Source organism: Janibacter hoylei PVAS-1 (assembly GCF_004025845.1).
In the GTDB taxonomy this organism is placed as follows: domain Bacteria; phylum Actinomycetota; class Actinomycetes; order Actinomycetales; family Dermatophilaceae; genus Janibacter; species Janibacter hoylei.
Genome location: NZ_PIPF01000004.1, coordinates 40,934 through 57,218 on the forward strand (window position 1 = coordinate 40,934; position 16,285 = coordinate 57,218).

At 71.3% G+C, this 16,285-nt stretch carries 13 protein-coding genes and 1 tRNA gene; 10 read left to right on the forward strand and 4 right to left on the reverse strand.

The features are described from left to right. The first annotated feature begins 318 nt into the window (after window positions 1-318). Both CWN80_RS04920 and CWN80_RS04925 read left to right on the forward strand, forming a co-directional pair. The gene (locus CWN80_RS04920; protein WP_007927829.1) at window positions 319-1,662 is read left to right on the forward strand and encodes a hemolysin family protein; all 1,344 of its coding nucleotides are present in this window, start codon (window positions 319-321) and stop codon (window positions 1,660-1,662) included. After that, window positions 1,659-2,690 (forward strand): hemolysin family protein, encoded by a 1,032-nt coding sequence (locus tag CWN80_RS04925; RefSeq protein ID WP_007927828.1) that lies wholly within the window; start codon window positions 1,659-1,661, stop codon window positions 2,688-2,690. Before CWN80_RS04920 ends, CWN80_RS04925 begins: the two co-directional genes overlap by 4 nt. A 65-nt stretch (window positions 2,691-2,755) precedes the next feature. On the opposite strand, the gene CWN80_RS04930 is transcribed toward CWN80_RS04925, so the two are convergent. From CWN80_RS04930 to CWN80_RS04940, 3 genes are read right to left on the reverse strand one after another with little or no spacing between them, the layout of a single operon-like run. After that, window positions 2,756-3,340: a hypothetical protein gene (locus CWN80_RS04930; RefSeq protein WP_007927827.1), complete on the reverse strand. Its 585-nt coding sequence runs from the start codon at window positions 3,338-3,340 to the stop codon at window positions 2,756-2,758. Then, the gene (locus CWN80_RS04935; protein WP_007927826.1) at window positions 3,340-4,911 is read right to left on the reverse strand and encodes a GMC oxidoreductase; all 1,572 of its coding nucleotides are present in this window, start codon (window positions 4,909-4,911) and stop codon (window positions 3,340-3,342) included. The genes CWN80_RS04930 and CWN80_RS04935 overlap by 1 nt, the downstream gene beginning before the upstream one ends. A 1-nt stretch (window position 4,912) precedes the next feature. Then, window positions 4,913-5,515, reverse strand: a complete 603-nt coding sequence (locus tag CWN80_RS04940; protein ID WP_007927815.1) for a hypothetical protein — start codon at window positions 5,513-5,515, stop codon at window positions 4,913-4,915. Between the two features lie 196 nt (window positions 5,516-5,711). Between CWN80_RS04940 and CWN80_RS04945 the strand changes: the two genes are divergently transcribed. The 3 genes from CWN80_RS04945 to CWN80_RS04955 all read left to right on the forward strand — a co-directional run bounded on the left by CWN80_RS04945 (window position 5,712) and on the right by CWN80_RS04955 (window position 9,074). Further along, complete coding sequence (locus CWN80_RS04945; protein WP_007927800.1) at window positions 5,712-6,854, forward strand: helix-turn-helix domain-containing protein; 1,143 nt, start codon at window positions 5,712-5,714, stop codon at window positions 6,852-6,854. A 496-nt stretch (window positions 6,855-7,350) separates the two neighbouring features. Continuing rightward, the gene (locus CWN80_RS04950; protein ID WP_007927796.1) at window positions 7,351-8,934 is read left to right on the forward strand and encodes a sodium-dependent transporter; all 1,584 of its coding nucleotides are present in this window, start codon (window positions 7,351-7,353) and stop codon (window positions 8,932-8,934) included. Continuing rightward, window positions 8,931-9,074, forward strand: a complete 144-nt coding sequence (locus tag CWN80_RS04955) for a methionine/alanine import family NSS transporter small subunit (RefSeq protein ID WP_083853725.1) — start codon at window positions 8,931-8,933, stop codon at window positions 9,072-9,074. The genes CWN80_RS04950 and CWN80_RS04955 overlap by 4 nt, the downstream gene beginning before the upstream one ends. Window positions 9,075-9,216: 142 nt before the next feature. Here CWN80_RS04955 and CWN80_RS04960 read toward each other — a convergent pair. Beyond that, a tRNA-Arg gene (locus CWN80_RS04960) sits at window positions 9,217-9,289 on the reverse strand. A 95-nt stretch (window positions 9,290-9,384) separates the two neighbouring features. Here CWN80_RS04960 and argS point away from each other — a divergent pair. The 5 genes from argS to thrB are packed head-to-tail and all read left to right on the forward strand — an operon-like array spanning window position 9,385 to window position 15,867. Next, the gene (gene argS / locus CWN80_RS04965) at window positions 9,385-11,028 is read left to right on the forward strand and encodes an arginine--tRNA ligase (RefSeq protein WP_007927794.1); all 1,644 of its coding nucleotides are present in this window, start codon (window positions 9,385-9,387) and stop codon (window positions 11,026-11,028) included. A gap of 19 nt (window positions 11,029-11,047) precedes the next feature. Further along, a complete protein-coding gene (lysA, locus tag CWN80_RS04970; RefSeq protein WP_128276975.1) occupies window positions 11,048-12,511 on the forward strand; it encodes a diaminopimelate decarboxylase in 1,464 nt (487 codons plus the stop codon). After that, window positions 12,508-13,833, forward strand: coding sequence for a homoserine dehydrogenase (locus tag CWN80_RS04975; RefSeq protein WP_128276976.1), 1,326 nt, complete (start codon window positions 12,508-12,510; stop codon window positions 13,831-13,833). The genes lysA and CWN80_RS04975 overlap by 4 nt, the downstream gene beginning before the upstream one ends. Window position 13,834: 1 nt before the next feature. Continuing rightward, window positions 13,835-14,935 carry a threonine synthase gene (thrC, locus tag CWN80_RS04980; RefSeq protein ID WP_007927789.1) on the forward strand — a complete coding sequence of 367 codons (1,101 nt, stop codon included), beginning with the start codon at window positions 13,835-13,837 and terminating at the stop codon, window positions 14,933-14,935. A 2-nt stretch (window positions 14,936-14,937) separates the two neighbouring features. Then, entirely contained in the window at window positions 14,938-15,867 is a 930-nt protein-coding gene (thrB, locus tag CWN80_RS04985) for a homoserine kinase (RefSeq protein ID WP_007927787.1), read from the forward strand. Window positions 15,868-16,285: the final 418 nt, after the last annotated feature.

The following is a 16,285-nucleotide window of genomic DNA, read 5'->3' on the forward strand; positions in this document are numbered from 1 at the left end:
TCTCCCTTCGAGACGGTCGCAGGGCGACCTCTGGGTCCCGAGGAGGCGCGCCAGCGCCGTCTCGAGGGGCAGGGAGCACGGGGCTGGGTCTCCCTTCGAGACGGTCGCAGAGCGACCTCCTCAGGAAGCGGTGGCCGGACCTCCCTTCGAGACGGTCGCGGGGCGACCTCCTCAGGGAGCGGGGGTGGGGTCTCCCTTCGAGACGGTCGCAGAGCGACCTCCTCAGGGAGCAGGGGGGCTGGGTCTCCCTTCGAGCCCTCGTCAGGGAGCGTGCTCGCAGCCGTCTCCCAGCGGGTTCCCCGTAGAATCTCGCCCACCATGACCATAGGTCTCTTAGTCCTTGCCCTCCTCCTCACCCTCGGTACCGCCCTCTTCGTCGCGGCAGAGTTTTCGCTCGTCGCCCTCGACCGGCCCACGGTCCAGCGGGCCGTCGACTCCGGCGACCACGGCGCGAAGCCGGTGCTCACCTCCCTTCGAACGCTCTCCACACTGCTGTCGGCCTGCCAGATCGGCATCACGGTCACGACCCTGGCCCTCGGTTTCATCGCCAGCCCGGCGGTCGGTGCGCTCATCCAGCCGGGGCTCGAGGCCCTCGGCCTGCCGGAGCGGGCGGCGTCGTCCACGGCGAGCGGGCTCGCGCTCGTCATCGCCACGGTCTTTTCGATGATCCTCGGCGAGATGGTCCCCAAGACCCTCGCCGTCTCCGAGCCGCTCGGCACGGCGAAGGTCGTCGCCCGCCCCATGCGGATCGTCGGCGTGCTCTTCAAGCCGCTGATCTTCGTCCTCAACGGCAGCGCCAACTGGGTGCTGCACCGCATGGGCGTCGAGCCGCAGGAGGAGCTCTCCGCCGCCCGCAGTCCCGCGGAGCTGGCCTCACTCGTGCGCACCTCTGTCGAGGCGGGCACCCTCGACTCCGGCACCGGCCGGCTCGTCGCCCGCTCCCTCGGCTTCGGCGAGCAGACGGCCGCCGACGTCATGACCCCGCGCAACCGCGCCAGCTCCATCGACCGCACCGCCTCCGCCGAGGACCTCGTCGCCCTCGCGCGTCGTACCGGCCACTCCCGCTTCCCCGTCACCGGGGAGGACTGGGACGACGTCGACGGCGTCGTCCACGTCAAGAAGGCGATCGCCGTGCCCCACGAGCGCCGCGCCGGCGTGCCGGTCTCGGCCCTGATGATCGACCCCGTCGTCGTCCCCGAGACCCTGCGCCTGGACCCGCTGCTCATCCAGCTGCGTGACTCCGGCCTGCAGATGGGTGTCGTCGTCGACGAGTACGGCGGCACCGCAGGTGTCGTCACCCTCGAGGACCTCGTCGAGGAGATCGTCGGCGAGGTCAACGACGAGCACGACCTCGCCCAGACCACCGGACGCGACCTCGGCGACGGGGTGTGGACCGTGCCGGGCCTGTGGCGCCCCGACGAGGTTCGCGACCGCGTCGGCGCCCCCGTGCCCGAGGGTCCGGCCTACGAGACCGTCGGCGGCTGGGTCATGGCCGAGCTCGGCCGCGTCCCCGAGGTGGGCGACGTCATCGAGATCGAGGGCTGGCAGATCACCGTGGCCGACATGGACACCCGCCGTGTCGACCGGCTGCGTTTCGTCGAGCAGGTCGGCGACGACGCCACCGACTCCGACGACACGACGAAGGGGGGTGAGCCGGCATGACGACGATCCTGATCACCGTGGCGCTGCTGCTCGCCAATGCCTTCTTCGTCGGCGCCGAGTTCGCGGCCATGTCCGCGCGGCGCTCACAGCTCGAGCCGCTTGCGGACGCGGGCGACAAGCGGGCCGCGATCGCCGTGGAGGCCTTGCAGCACACGGGGGTCCTGCTGGCGACCTGTCAGCTCGGCATCACCATCTGCTCGGTGCTCCTCGGTGCCATCTCCGAGGCGGCGCTGCACCACGCGCTGCACCCGGTCATGGAGCGCATCGGCGTGCCCGATGCTTTCACCGACGCGACCTCGCTCGTGCTCGCGATCCTCATCGTCGTCTACCTGCACGTCGTCGTCGGCGAGATGGTGCCCAAAAACCTGGCGATCGCCGGCCCCGAGCGCTCCGCGATGCTGCTCGTCCCGCCGCTCATGTGGGTCATGAAGATCGCCAAGCCGGTCATCGTCGTCATGGACTGGGTCTCCAAGGCCTTCGTCCGGGCGATGGGCATCGACCCCAAGGACGAGGTGGGCTCGGCCTTCACCGCCGAGGAGGTCCAACAGATCGTCCACGAGTCGCACCGTGAGGGCCTCGTCGAGTCGGAGAAGTACGGCCTCGTCGGGGCGGCCCTCGAGTTCTCCGACAAGGACGCCGCCGACGTGGGTGTCCCGGTCGCCGAGCTCGTCACCGTGCCGCGTGACGCGACCCCCGACGACATCGAGCGCCTCGTCGCCAAGCACGGCTACTCGCGCTACCCGATGGTGGACGACGCTGGCGAGCTCACCGGCTACCTCCACCTCAAGGACGTGCTCTACGCCGACGACACCGAGCGCAGCGAGCCGGTCCCGCGCAAGCGCCTGCGCCGCATGGCGACCGTCCAGCCGGACGACGAGGTCGAGGACGTGCTCGCCACCATGCAGCGCACCGGCACCCACCTGGCGCGGGTCGTCGACACCGATGGTTCGGTCCGGGGCGTCGTCTTCCTCGAGGACGTCATCGAGGAGCTCGTCGGCGAGGTGACGGACTCCACGCAGCGGGGCTGACCCCCTTCGACCGGGCGGCGACCTCCCTTGATCGGGGGGTCACCGCCCGTCGTCGTCAGGACCGGTCAGCCAAACCGGCTGCCGAGCCCGACCTTGTCGTCGGCGCCGTCCTGCGCCGAGGCCGCGGAGGCCACGGTCGCCTCGACGTGGACGGTGTACTGCTCGCGCACGGCGAAGGCCCCGATGTAGCGCAGGTCGAGCTCGACCGAGCCGCCGGCCGGGACCGGCTGGGTCAGCACGTAGGTGAAGCGGGAGCCCGTGGTGGCCGAGACCCGCGTGACCGTCCACCCGGCGGTGCTCGCCAGCCGCAGCTGGTCACCACCGCTGATCCGAGTGCCGCCCTTGGCGTAGGAGCCCACGGTGAGCGCGAGCGTCCCGGTGACCTGGGCGGCCGGCGAGCCCCCGAGGTTGGTGATGCGCACCCGCGGCGGGAGCGATGCCGAGCCCATCGTCGCGCCCGTCGTGCTGCGGATCGGCGTGCTGTACTGCGGCTGCCAGTCGGCGCCGATCGGCGGGTCGACGAGCTCGATCGACAGCCGCGACGGGCCGACGGTCGAGGCGGTGAGCTGGGGCGCGGCCGAGGCGACGGTGACCGCCGGGGCGGTCCACACGCCTGCGGTGACGACGGCGCGGCGGGAGGGCATGCCCATCAGAAGCGACCTCCTGCGATGAGCCGGTCCATGTTGCGCATGGCCAGCGCCGTGATGGTGACGAAGGGGTTGACCCCCACCTTGCCAGGGATGAGCGAGCCGTCCATGACGAAGAGCCCGGGCACACCCTTGACCTCTCCTCGGGAGTCCGTGGACTCGCCGAGCACCATCCCGCCGAGCGGGTGGTAGGTGAAGTAGTCGGTGAGCCGCTTGCTGCCCTCGAAGAGGTCGGTCCGGTAGTAGCTGCCCGCGGCCGAGTTGATCCTGTCGAAGACCCGCTTGGTCGCGGCGACGCTCGGGGCGTGCTTGGCGGCGTCCCAGTCCAGGGCGAGCCGATCACGAGCGGTGTCCCAGGTGAAGGAGCCGAGGTTGGGGTTGTTGGTGATCGCGAGGTACAGGTTGGAGTAGGTCTCGAAGCCGACCGGCAGGGGAGCCACCTCGGCGAAGACCGAGCTCGCCGAGTCGTCCCACGCCATGACGCCCTGTGCCGGGATGCCGGACTGGTGCGCCCCGCTCTTGGCGTTGCTGCCGAGGAGGTTGGTCGCGAGGCGCGCGAGCATGACATTGCCGTTGGGGCCCCAGGACCTGCCGGTCGTCGCGGGTAGCCCGGGGACCGTCCCCTTCGCCTTGGCCCGCAGGAGCAGCTCGAGCGTGCCGACCGAGCCGGCCGCGAGGACCACCCGGTCGTAGGTCGCGGTCCGGGTCGAGGTGACCGCGCCCTCGAAGGTGATGGTCCGCAGCCCGAGGTCGAAGGCGCCGGCGGAGGTCTGCGTCAGCGAGGTGACCTGCGTGAGCGGTACGAGGCGGACCCGGCCGGTCGCGAGGGCCTCGGCGAGGATCGTCTTGTCGAGCGACCGCTTGCCGTGGTTGTTGCCGTAGATGACCTCGGCGGCCGTGGCGGAGCGCGGGGCCCGCTCGACGGTCTCGCGGCGCAGGTGGTCCCAGTCGTAGACGTTGGGGACCATGACCTGGCTGTAGCCGGCCTTGCGCACGTCGGCGGCCGAGCGGCGCGTGTACTGGTACCAGGGCGAGGTGCCGATGACGTCGACCGGGGGAGCGGTGACCCCGAGGGCCTCCGTCGCCCGCGGGAAGTACGTGCCGTACATCTCGCCGAGCTCGAGGCTCGGCATGACCTGGCCGAGGAAGCTGCGGCGCGGCGTGACGGCCATGCCGCCGTTGACGATCGAGCCACCGCCGACACCGACGCCGCGGTAGACCTTGAAGTCGTCGAAGCGGACCGTGTCGAGGACGCCGGCGCGGGAGTCGATGTCCTTGTTGACCACGTCCATGCCGAAGAACCGCGCGAAGGGGGCATCGGTGCGGGTGCCGAACCACGTGGACCGGCCGGTGGCCGCGTCCATGCGGTCGAAGACCGTCCCGTCGGCCTTGGGCGGCATGGTCGACCAGTCGGCGCCCATCTCGATGAGGTCGACCTGGCGGCCGGCGCGGGCGAGCGCGAGGGCGGCGACGGCGCCGCCGTAGCCGGACCCGATGACGGCGATGCGCGGGCCGGCGGATGCGACGACCGGCGCGCCGCGGAGGGCGGCGCGCCGGCTGGAGGAGGTGCTCATGTCAGACGAGGGTGCTCAGGCGTCCGCCGAGGTACGTGGACTGGAAGGTCGTCGCCTCGACCGTCGACGTGTAGGTGCACGCCTGGATGATCGAGCCGCCGACGATGGGGGTGCTCCACCACTCGAGGGTGTAGGTGATGTCGTACGACTTCAGGTGGTGACTGGCGTTCCAGTCGACGCCCGCACCGGGCGGGTTGTACGCGAAGTCGTCGAAGATGCCGGCGAAGCCCATCGCCACCGGGACCTCCACGCGGTAGCGCGTGTTGGTGTCGCTCGCGACGCGGCCGACGTGCCTGCCGCCCGAGTTGTCGGTGGCCGTGACCGCGGTCGGCTGGAACCGGAAGCCCTGGGCCCCGATCGGGGGATTGAGGTCAGGGCAGATCAGGCCCAGATTGAGCTGGACGCGGGACCCGCCGGTGGCGTTGGGGGCGACGAAGAGATTCCACGTCGGGAGCGACCCCGCTCCCGCGCGCCAACCGGCGGCCGCCGGGCACGCGTCGGGGTTGGTCGATGCGGAGAGGCTCGGCGCGGCAGCGGCGACGGTCACGGCGGGCACGGTCCACGCGGCGCCCTTGGCGAGGGTGCGGCGAGAGATGTCACTCATGGCGGGGGTTGCTCCTGAGGGGCGAAGGAAGGTGGCGGCCGACACGAGTGGCCTCCGTCATGATGACCGTCGTACCGGCTCGACCGCCATCACCTCTCGTGACAGACTTCCGCTCGCGGCCTAGCACGACGTGACATGTGCACGACGGGACATGTGGGCGCGCGGATCCGCTGGCCAGCCGTGGAGAATGAGCTGCATGGCCCTGGAGAGATCGACCAACCAGATCGCGCGGTACCTGCTCGAGGCCAACGAGAGCCAGCTCGGCGCCCTCGCGCCGCTCCTCATGGACCGGGTCGCCGGCGAATTCGGTATGCCGACGCTCCCGCTGGACCACAAGTGGCCGGCCGACATCATCGGCGCGGTCCGGGAGTTCCTCGTGTGCGTGGCGACCAACGACGCAGCCCGGCTGGGGGCGCACGACAGCATCTTCGAGCGCCTCGGTGTCGAGTCCGCCCGTGGCGGCGTCGACCAAGAGCTGCTCGTCGACTCCATCCGGATGGCGGCGCGGCTCGTGCAGCGCGAGACGCACCGGGCCGTGCTGAGGGATACCACGGAGCTCGAGCCCGACCTGGTCCTCGACCTGCTCAGCCGGGTGCTCACGCTCGCGGAGGTCGTCATCACGGCGGCTCGTCGCGGCTACGACATGGCCGGTCTGGCCAGCGCCGACGAGGAGGAGCTGGGGCGTCAGCTCGCCAGCGAGATGGTCGGCAGGGGAGGGGGCGTGGCCGACCTGGCCGTCCGCATCGGCTGGGACCCGGACGCGCTCGTGTGCGCCGTCATCACCTCACCCGCCGACGGGGCGCAGGTGGTGCGGGCGGCGGCCACCCGGCCGGCCTGGTTTGCCCGCACCCGCGACGTCGTCATCGGTCTGCCGGTGGGCGCCGACCAGCTGTCGACCTCCCTTCGGCCCGTCCTCGGCGACGTCGACTGCGTGGTCGGGCCGGCCGTGCCGCTCGCCGACTTTCCCGACTCGCTCGCCATGAGCCAGCGGCTGCTGTCGCTGCGCGGTGCGGTCTCGAGCGGACCCACCTTCGTCGACGACGCCCTGCTGCAGCTCGCCTGCCTGGCGGACCCGATGGTGGTGCGGGCGCTGCGGCGCAAGTACTTCGGTGAGCTCGACCGGCTGCCCGAGGACCAGCGGGCCGTGCTCGTCGAGACCCTCCACCAGTGGCTGCTCCAGTGGGGTCACCGCCCCAGCATCGCCGCCCACCTCGTCGTGCACCCGCAGACCGTCAGTGGGCGACTGCACCGGCTGCGGGACCTGCTCGGCGAAGACCTCGACGACGAGCACGTCCGCGCCGAGCTGCTCGTACTCCTCACGGCCGAAGGGGCCGCCTGATCGGCGACCCCTCCGGGCGACCTCCTGCGGAGGCCGGTCTCTGTCTGCGGGAGAGGTGGTACACCACCGGGAGCGCCACGAGTTCCCTGACGAAGACGCCCCCGGTGCTGATCTGTGGTCGGCGCGGGCGGGCGGGGCGATGTTGAGCCGCGCCGGGTCGTCGATGTCGAAGCTGACGACGTCGGACCCGTCGTGCGGGTTGTCGACCGGGTTGGTCATCGTGAACTGCCAGCTCCACGACGTCGGAGCGGTCGCGGCATTGGGCGTGCCGTAGAACTCCGCGCTGGCGGAGCTCGGCCACATTTCCATAGGGAAATGCGCACCCCAGACCGTATTTCCCTAGGCAAATCACCACCAGACCGGTCATTTGCCTAGGGAAATGCGGATTCTCTGTCGGCCTGCGGGCCCCGACCGCCCGCCGATCGGCGTGGCGTGGGCCACATCGGGAGCGGATACTGGAACATGTTGGAGTTCATCTGACATCAGGAGAGTGAGCATGTCCCGCGCACCGGCCACCGAGGTCAAGCCCAGGGAGGGCTTTTCCTCGCGCAAGGTCTTCATCTTCGCCGCGATCGGATCAGCCGTCGGGCTGGGCAACATCTGGCGCTTCCCCTACGTCGCCTACGAAGGGGGCGGCGGCGCCTTCCTCATTCCCTACCTCGTCGCGCTGCTCCTCGCCGGCATCCCGCTGCTTTACCTCGACTACTCGATCGGCCACCGCTTCCGCGGGTCGGCCCCTTTGTCGTTGCGACGGCTAGGTCGCGGCGCGGAGTGGCTGGGGTGGTGGCAGGTGCTCATCTGCATCGTCATCGCGGTCTACTACGCCGCGATCCTCGCCTGGGCCGGCAAGTACACGGTGCTGTCGTTCACGAAGGGCTGGGGCGAGGACCCCAACAGCTACTTCTTCGGCGACTACCTCAGCGCCGCGGAGACGCCCGGGCCGACCTTCGACTTCGTCCCCGAGATCACGCTGACGATGGTCCTCTTCTGGGTCGTGACGATCGGCGTGCTCGCGATGGGCGTCCAGGCCGGCATCGGGCGCACCGCCGTCATCTTCATCCCGGCGCTGGTCGTCGCCTTCATCGCGCTGGTGGTCATCTCCCTCACCCTCGACGGCGCCGGCAGCGGTCTCAACGCCTTCTTCACCCCCGACTGGGCCGCGCTGAAGGACACCAGCGTGTGGATCTCCGCCGTCGGCCAGATCTTCTTCAGCCTGTCGGTGGGCTTCGGCATCATGATCACCTACGCCAGCTACGTCGGCCGCAAGACCGACATGACGGGGTCGGGGTCTGTCGTGGCCTTCGCCAACTCCGGCTTCGAGCTGCTCGCCGGTATCGGGGTCTTCGCCGCGCTCGGCTTCATGGCCCAGGCCTCCGGCCAGGACATCAGCGAAGTCGTCGCCAGCGGCATCGGCTTGGCCTTCGTCGCCTTCCCCGCGATCATCAACGAGGCGCCGGCCGGGGCTGTCCTGGGCGTGCTCTTCTTCGGCTCGCTCGTCCTCGCCGGCATCACCTCGCTCATCTCGATCCTCGAGGTCGTCATCGGCGCCATCCGCGACAAGGTCGGCATCTCCCGCCGGACGGCGACCTTCGTCGTCGGGGTCCCCATGGCCGTGGCCAGCATCGCGATGTTTTCGACCACGGGTGGGATCTACCTGCTCGACACCCTCGACGCCTTCGTCAACTCCTTCGGCATCCTCGCGGTCGCCACGGTCATGATGCTCGTCGTCTCCGGCGTCCTGGCCAAGCTGCCAGAGCTCGAGGGTCACATGGACCGGGTCAGCTCGATCAGGCTGCGCGGCTGGTGGCGCTGGATCGTCGGCGCGCTGCTGCCGATCGTCCTCGTCGTGATGCTCGTGCGTGAGCTCGAGGCCAAGATCGTCGCCCCCTACGAGGACTACCCGGCGCAGCTGCTCAACGTCTTCGGCTGGGGCATGGCCGCGGCGCTGCCGATCATCGCCATCGTGCTCTCCCTCGTGCCGTGGCGTCGCGGCGTGCTGCTCAGCGCCGACCCGGACGAGATCGAGGCCGCCGAGCGCGCCGAGGACGCCCTGATCGTCGACGGAGGTGACACGGCATGACCACGACAGCGATCGTCATGATGATCGTCGCGATGCTCACCATCTGGGGTGGGCTCGCCGCAGCGATCCTCAACCTCAGCGTCCGCGGCGACTCCGCGGCCGACGAGCCGGGCGACCCCGGGATGCACCGGGACCTGTAGGAGGCCTGGCCACGACGTGCGAAGGGGAGCCCCCGCACGCGAGTACGACGAAGGCCCCCGCTCGGCTGAGCGGGGGCCTTCGATTCGTGCGGCCACGCCGAAGGGCCGCCAGCGAGTGCTGACGGCCCTTCGTGGAAAAACGCGCCCCCGGCAGGATTCGAACCTGCGGCCCCTGGTACCGGAAACCAGTGCTCTATCCCCTGAGCTACGGAGGCGGGGTGGTGCCCGGTGAGGTTAGCACCGGGCTCGCCCGTCCCGAGAATCGACCGCCGCGACGGGCACGACCGCCGCGCACCTAGACTGGCCGACCGTGACCCCCGAAGAGCTTGTTGCAGCGATCCGTGCCGCCCTGACCGCCGCCGTCGAGGCCGGCGAGATGACCGTCGAGGTGCCCGCCGAGATCCGCGTGGAGCGACCGAAGCAAAAGGGCCACGGTGACTGGACGAGCAACATCTCGATGCAGCTGGCCAAGCCGGCCGGCATGAAGCCCCGGGACGTCGCCGCGGTCGTCGCCGCGCGTCTCGGCGCCACCGCAGGCATCGCCGACATCGAGATCGCCGGCCCGGGCTTCCTCAACATCACCCTCGACGCCGCCTCGGCCGGTGAGCTCGCGCGCTCGATCGTCGAGGCCGGTGCCGCCTACGGCCGCAACGAGGCGATGGCCGGCCACACGGTCAACCTCGAGTTCATCTCCGCCAACCCCACCGGTCCGCTGCACATCGGCCACACCCGCTGGGCAGCGCTCGGCGACTCGATCCGCCGCCTGCTCGCGGCCTCCGGAGCGGCCGTCACCTCCGAGTACTACATCAACGACGCCGGCGCCCAGATGGACAACTTCGCCGCCTCCGTCCTGGCCCGGGCGAAGGGGGAACCCACACCCGAGGGCGGGTACCCCGGTGCCTACGTCGACGACCTGGCGGAGACCGCCCTTCGCGCCCGCCCCGACCTGCTCGAGCTGCCGCAGGACGAGGCCCTGGCCGTCGCCCGCCAGCTCGGCTACGAGGCCCAGCTCGCCGACATCCGGTCGACCCTCGACGACTTCGGCGTGCACTTCGACGTGTGGTTCTCCGAAAAGACCCTGCACGACGGGGGAGCGGTCCAGGCCGCCATCGCCCGCCTGCGCGAGCAGGGCCACGTCGACGACCGCGACGGGGCTGTCTGGCTGCGCACCACCGACTTCGGCGACGACAAGGACCGCGTCCTGGTCCGCGCCGACGGCGTGCCCACGTACTTCGCCGCCGACGCCGCGTACTACCTGAGCAAGAAGGACCGCGGCTTCCCCGAGAAGATCTACCTCCTCGGCGCCGACCACCACGGCTACGTCTCCCGGCTCAAGGCCATCGCCGCCTGCGCAGGTGACGACCCGGACACCAACATCGAGATCCGCATCGGTCAGCTCGTCAACCTCAACGGCGCCAAGCTGTCGAAGCGCGCCGGCAACATCATCGAGCTGCGCGACCTCATCTCGTGGATCGGCTCCGACGCCGTGCGCTACTCGCTGGCCCGCTACCCCGCGGACAGCCCGCTCAGCCTCGACGGCGAGGAGCTGCGCAAGCAGACCAACGACAACCCCGTCTTCTACGTGCAGTACGCACACGCGCGCACCTCCAACGTCGCGCGCCTGGCCGCCGAGGACGGCATCGACCGCGCCGACGCCTTCGAGCCGGGGCTGCTCTCGGACCCGACCGAGGCGACCCTGCTCGCCACGCTCGGCGACTTCCCGCGGGTCGTCGCCCACGCTGCCGAGCTGCGTGAGCCGCACCGCGTCGCCCGCTACCTCGAGACCCTGGCCGGGCACTTCCACAAGTGGTACGACACCTGCCGCGTGCGCCCGCGCTCCGACGAGGAGCTCACCGACACGCACCGCACGCGCCTGTGGCTCAACGACGCCACCCGCCAGGTGCTCGCCAACGGCCTCGACCTGCTCGGCGTCTCGGCGCCCGAGCGCATGTGAGGCGACCGTGGCGACCAACATGAGGGCCCACGAGGCCGGCATCCTCCACGCCGACGGCTACGGCGCGGCGCCCCAGTGGCTGCCCTACCCGAGCGACGTCATGGAGCTGCTGCCGCAGCTGTGGCCGAGCAACGTCACCCGTGACGACAGCGGCGTCCTCGCCGTCGGCGGTCTGCGGGTGACCGACATCGCCCGTGACTTCGGCACCGCCGCCTACGTCCTCGACGAGGACGACTTCCGCTCGCGCGCACGGGCCTTCCGCGACGATTTCACCGCTCCCTTCGCCGCGGTGGCCGGTGCCGACGTCTACTACGCCGGCAAGGCCTTCCTCTGCTCCGCCGTCGCCCGGTGGATCATGGAGGAGGGGCTGGGCCTCGACACGTGCAGCGGCGGCGAGCTGGCCGTCGCGCAGCGCGTCGGCTTCCCCGGTGAGCGGATCGCGTTGCACGGCAACAACAAGTCGGTCGCGGAGCTGCGCCAGGCCCTCGCCTACGGCGTCGGGCGCATCGTCGTCGACTCCTTCGACGAGATCGAGCGGGTCGCCTCCGTCGCCGCCGATCTCGGCGTCACCGCCCCGGTCATGGTCCGCGTCACCGTCGGCGTCGAGGCGCACACCCACGAGTTCATCGCCACCGCGCACGAGGACCAGAAGTTCGGCTTCTCCCTCGCCGGTGGGCAGGCCCGCGCCGCGATCGACGCCATCGTGGCGAAGGGGGAGCACCTGCGCCTCCTCGGCCTGCACAGCCACATCGGCAGCCAGATCTTCGACACCTCCGGCTTCGAGATCGCCGCCCGCCGGCTCATCGGGCTGCACACCGAGGTCGCCGACGAGCACGGGATCGCCATGCCCGAGATGGACCTCGGTGGTGGCTACGGCATCGCCTACACCTCCGAGCACGAGCCGCTCACCCCCGCCCAGCTCGGCACCCAGATGGCCGAGCTCGTCGACCGCGAGCTCAAGGGCTTCCGCGACGGCCACCCCGAGGCGCCGCTGCCGCGCATCTCCATCGAGCCGGGCCGCGCCATCGCCGGGCCGAGCGCCTTCACCCTCTACGAGATCGGCACGGTCAAGGACGTCGAGGTGAGCCACGGCGTCAGCCGCTCCTACGTCTCCGTCGACGGTGGCATGAGCGACAACGTGCGCACCGCGCTCTACGGCGCCGACTACTCGTGCACCCTTGCGGGGCGCCGCTCCACCGCACCCGCTCGACTCGTGCGGGTCGTCGGGCGGCACTGCGAGAGCGGCGACATCGTCGTCATGGACGAGTACCTGCCCGACGACATCACGCCCGGTGACCTCATCGCCGTCCCCGGGACCGGCGCCTACTGCCGCAGCCTGTCCAACCAGTACAACCACACGCCGCGGCCGCCCGTGATCGCGGTGCGAGACGGCGTTGCACGGGTCATCGTGCGACGCGAGACGATCGACGACCTGCTCGCCCTCGACGTGGACGAGCCCAGCCCGCTCCAGGAGGTCCGATGACCACCGCCCCCGACCAGACCCCCCTTCGCGTCGCCCTGCTCGGCGGTGGTGTCGTCGGCGGCAGCGTCGCCCGGCTGCTCACCGCGCAGGCCGACGACCTGGCGCAGCGGATCGGTCGACCGCTCGAGATCGTCGGCATCGCCGTGCGGCGGGCCGGCCGTGACCGCTCCGACCTCGGGGTCGACCCGGCGCTCTTCACGACCGACGCGGCCGAGCTCGTCACGCGTGCCGACATCGTCGTCGAGGTGATCGGCGGCATCGAGCCCGCCCGCAGCCTGATCCTCTCGGCGATGGAGCACGGGGCCTCGGTCGTCACGGCCAACAAGGCGCTGCTCGCCGAGGACGGCCCGACGCTGTACGCGGCGGCCAAGCAGCACGGCGTCGACCTCTACTACGAGGCCGCTGTCGCCGGAGCCATCCCGATCCTGCGGCCGATCCGCGACTCGCTCGCCGGCGACTCGATCCGCCGCGTCATCGGGATCGTCAACGGCACGACCAACTTCGTGCTCGACGCCATGGACTCCACGGGTGCCGGCTTCGCCGAGACCGTCGAGCGGGCCCAGGCACTCGGCTACGCCGAGGCCGACCCGACCGCCGACGTCGAGGGCTTCGACGCCGCGGCCAAGGCCGCGATCCTCTCCTCGCTGGCCTTCCACTCGCGGGTCGCGAGCGCCGACGTCCACCGTGAGGGCATTACCGAGGTGAGCGCGCGCGACATCGCCGCCGCGCAGGAGATGGGCTGCACCGTCAAGCTGCTCGCGATCTGCGAGCGGGTGACGGGCCAGGACGGGCGCGAGGGCATCTCCGCGCGCGTCCACCCGGCGCTCATCCCGCTCAGCCACCCCCTGGCCTCCGTGCGCGAGGCGTACAACGCGGTCTTCGTCGAGGCCGAGGGCGCCGGCGAGCTGATGTTCTACGGACAGGGTGCCGGCGGCGACCCGACGGCCAGCGCCGTGCTCGGCGACCTCGTCGCGGTGGCCCGCGCGCGCGTCACCGGCGGCCGCGGTCCGGGAGAGAGCGCCTACGCGGACCTGCCCGTCCTGCCGATGGGCGAGGCGATCACCCGCTACCACGTCAGCCTCGACGTCGCCGACCGCTCGGGCGTGCTCGCGAGCGTCGCCTCGGTCTTCGCCGAGCACGACGTCTCCATCGAGACCGTGCGCCAGCAGGTCGTCACCGACGACGACGGCTCGGCGCGGGCGATCCTCGTCATCGTCACCCACGCGGCGACCGATGCCGCGCTCTCCGCGACCGTCAACGAGCTCGACGGGCTCGACACGGTCAACGAGGTCACCTCCGTCATGCGTGTTGAAGGGAACTGACATGGCCCACCAGTGGCGCGGCGTCATCACCGAGTACGCCGACCGGCTGCCCATGCTGGCCGGCGCCCCGACCGTCACCCTGCGCGAAGGGGGGACCCCCCTCATCCCCGCCGAGCACCTCAGCGAGCTCGTCGGCGCGCAGGTGCACGTCAAGTACGAGGGCCTCAACCCCACCGGCTCCTTCAAGGACCGCGGCATGACCGCCGCGATGTCGATGGCGGCGGCGAAGGGGGCCAAGGCCGTCATCTGCGCGTCCACCGGCAACACCTCGGCCTCCGCGGCCGCCTACGCGACGAAGGCCGGCATGACCTGTGCCGTCCTCGTCCCCGAGGGCAAGATCGCGATGGGCAAGCTGTCGCAGGCCATCGCCCACGGCGCGACCCTGCTGCAGGTCGACGGCAACTTCGACCACTGCCTCGACGTCGCCCGCAAGCTCGCCGAGTCGTACCCGGTCGAGCTGGTCAACTCGGTCAACCCGGCCCGCATCGAGGGGCAGAAGACGGCCTCCTTCGAGATCGTCGACGCGCTCGGCGACGCCCCCGACATCCACTGCCTGCCGGTCGGCAACGCCGGCAACATCACCGCCTACTGGCGCGGCTACCGCGAGTACGCCACCGAGACCGAAGGGGTCTCCGGCACCCTCGCGCCGGTGGCCACCCGCACGCCGCAGATGTGGGGCTTCCAGGCCGCCGGCTCGGCGCCCATCGTCCTCGGGCACCCGGTCGACGAGCCCGACACGATCGCCACGGCGATCCGCATCGGCAACCCCGCGTCGTGGCAGCAGGCCGAGGCCGCGCGCGACGACTCCGGCGGTCGCATCGAGGCCGTCACGGACGAGGAGATCCTCCAGGCGCACCGGCTGCTGTCCTCGCGCGAGGGCATCTTCGTCGAGCCCGCCTCGGCGGCCTCCGTCGCCGGCCTGCTCAAGGCCTCCGCGGCCGGGCAGGTCCCCGCCGGCGCGACGATCGTCTGCACCGTGACCGGTCACGGGCTCAAGGACCCGCAGTGGGCGCTGAAGAATGCCGACGGCAGCGACATCGCCCCGGTGAGCGTGCCGGCCGAGGCCTACGCGATCGCCCGCGAGCTCGGCCTGCAGGACTGAGCGTGACGATCCCCGCCGGGACGTCGGTCACCCTGCGGGTGCCCGCGTCCAGTGCCAACCTCGGGCCCGGTTTCGACTGCGTCGGGCTGGCGCTCGGCGTCTGGGACGAGTGCACCGTCACGGTCACGGCCGAGCCCGGTCTGGTCATCGAGGTCGAGGGGTCCGGGGCCGACAGCGTGCCCCGCGACGAGAGCCACCTCGTCGTGCGCACGATGATCACCGCCTGGCAGCACCTCGACGTGCCCCCGCCGGCCGGGCTGCGCCTGCGCGCGACCAATGCGGTGCCCCACGGCCGGGGGATGGGTTCGTCGGCGACGGCCATCGTCGGCGGTGTCGCCGCGGCCCACGCGCTCGCCGTCCGCGGTGGTGCCCTCGCCGGGACCGAGCTCGACCTCGACGTCGTCAACGGCATCGCCAGTGCCCTCGAAGGGCACCCGGACAACGCGTCGGCGAGCGTCTACGGCGGGGCGACGCTCTCCGTCACCGACCCCGGCGAACCGCTGCCGCGGACCCGGAGCGTCCCCCTTCGTCTGCACCCGCAGATCGAGGCCGTCGTCCTCGTGCCGGAGACGACGCTGAGCACGCACACCGCCCGGACGGTGCTGCCCGAGGTCGTGCCGCTGGCCACCGCCGCGGCCAACTCGGCCCGCACGGGGCTGCTCGTGCACGCCCTCACCGCGGCGCCGGAGCTGCTCGTCGAGGCGACCCACGACCTGCTGCACCAGGAGCCCCGCCGCCCGAGCTACCCGCAGAGCATGGCGCTCGTCGACACACTGCGGGGGGCCGGTCTCGCCGCGACGATCTCCGGCGCCGGCCCGTCCGTGCTCGTGCTGACGTCCGCCGACCGGGTCGCCGAGGTGGCCCCGCTCGTGCCCGCCGGCTGGCGGGTGCTCACCCCCGGCGTCCCCACCCACGGCGTCCACCTCGTCTGACCCCCCCCTTCCGCATCTCCCTAGGGAAATCACCACGGAAGCCGGCATTTCCCTAGGGAAATGCGCAGGGAGGCCCGCATTTGCCTAGGGAAATGCGCAGGGAGGTCCGTATTTGCCTAGGGAAATACGCAGGGGTGGAGGCGGGCGGTGGTCGGCGCCATCCCGGGCACGTGCGCGCAGGGGGTGACGTGGGCCGGGTGTGCGGGTGACAGCGGGTGCAGTGATACATTGGCCGTGCTCCTTCGAGGTCCGGTGCCCTGACATCCCAGTCGGGGGCACATGAGGTCCCGGAGCTTCCCCCACGTGAGTGCCATCGGCCTCCGGGTCAGGCGCGCAGCCGTGGGGATCTCACCAACATTCCCGCTCTTGACGGGACTCATCAGGCCTGCCCTGCGCGGCGGGCCCTACGAGGGAAAGG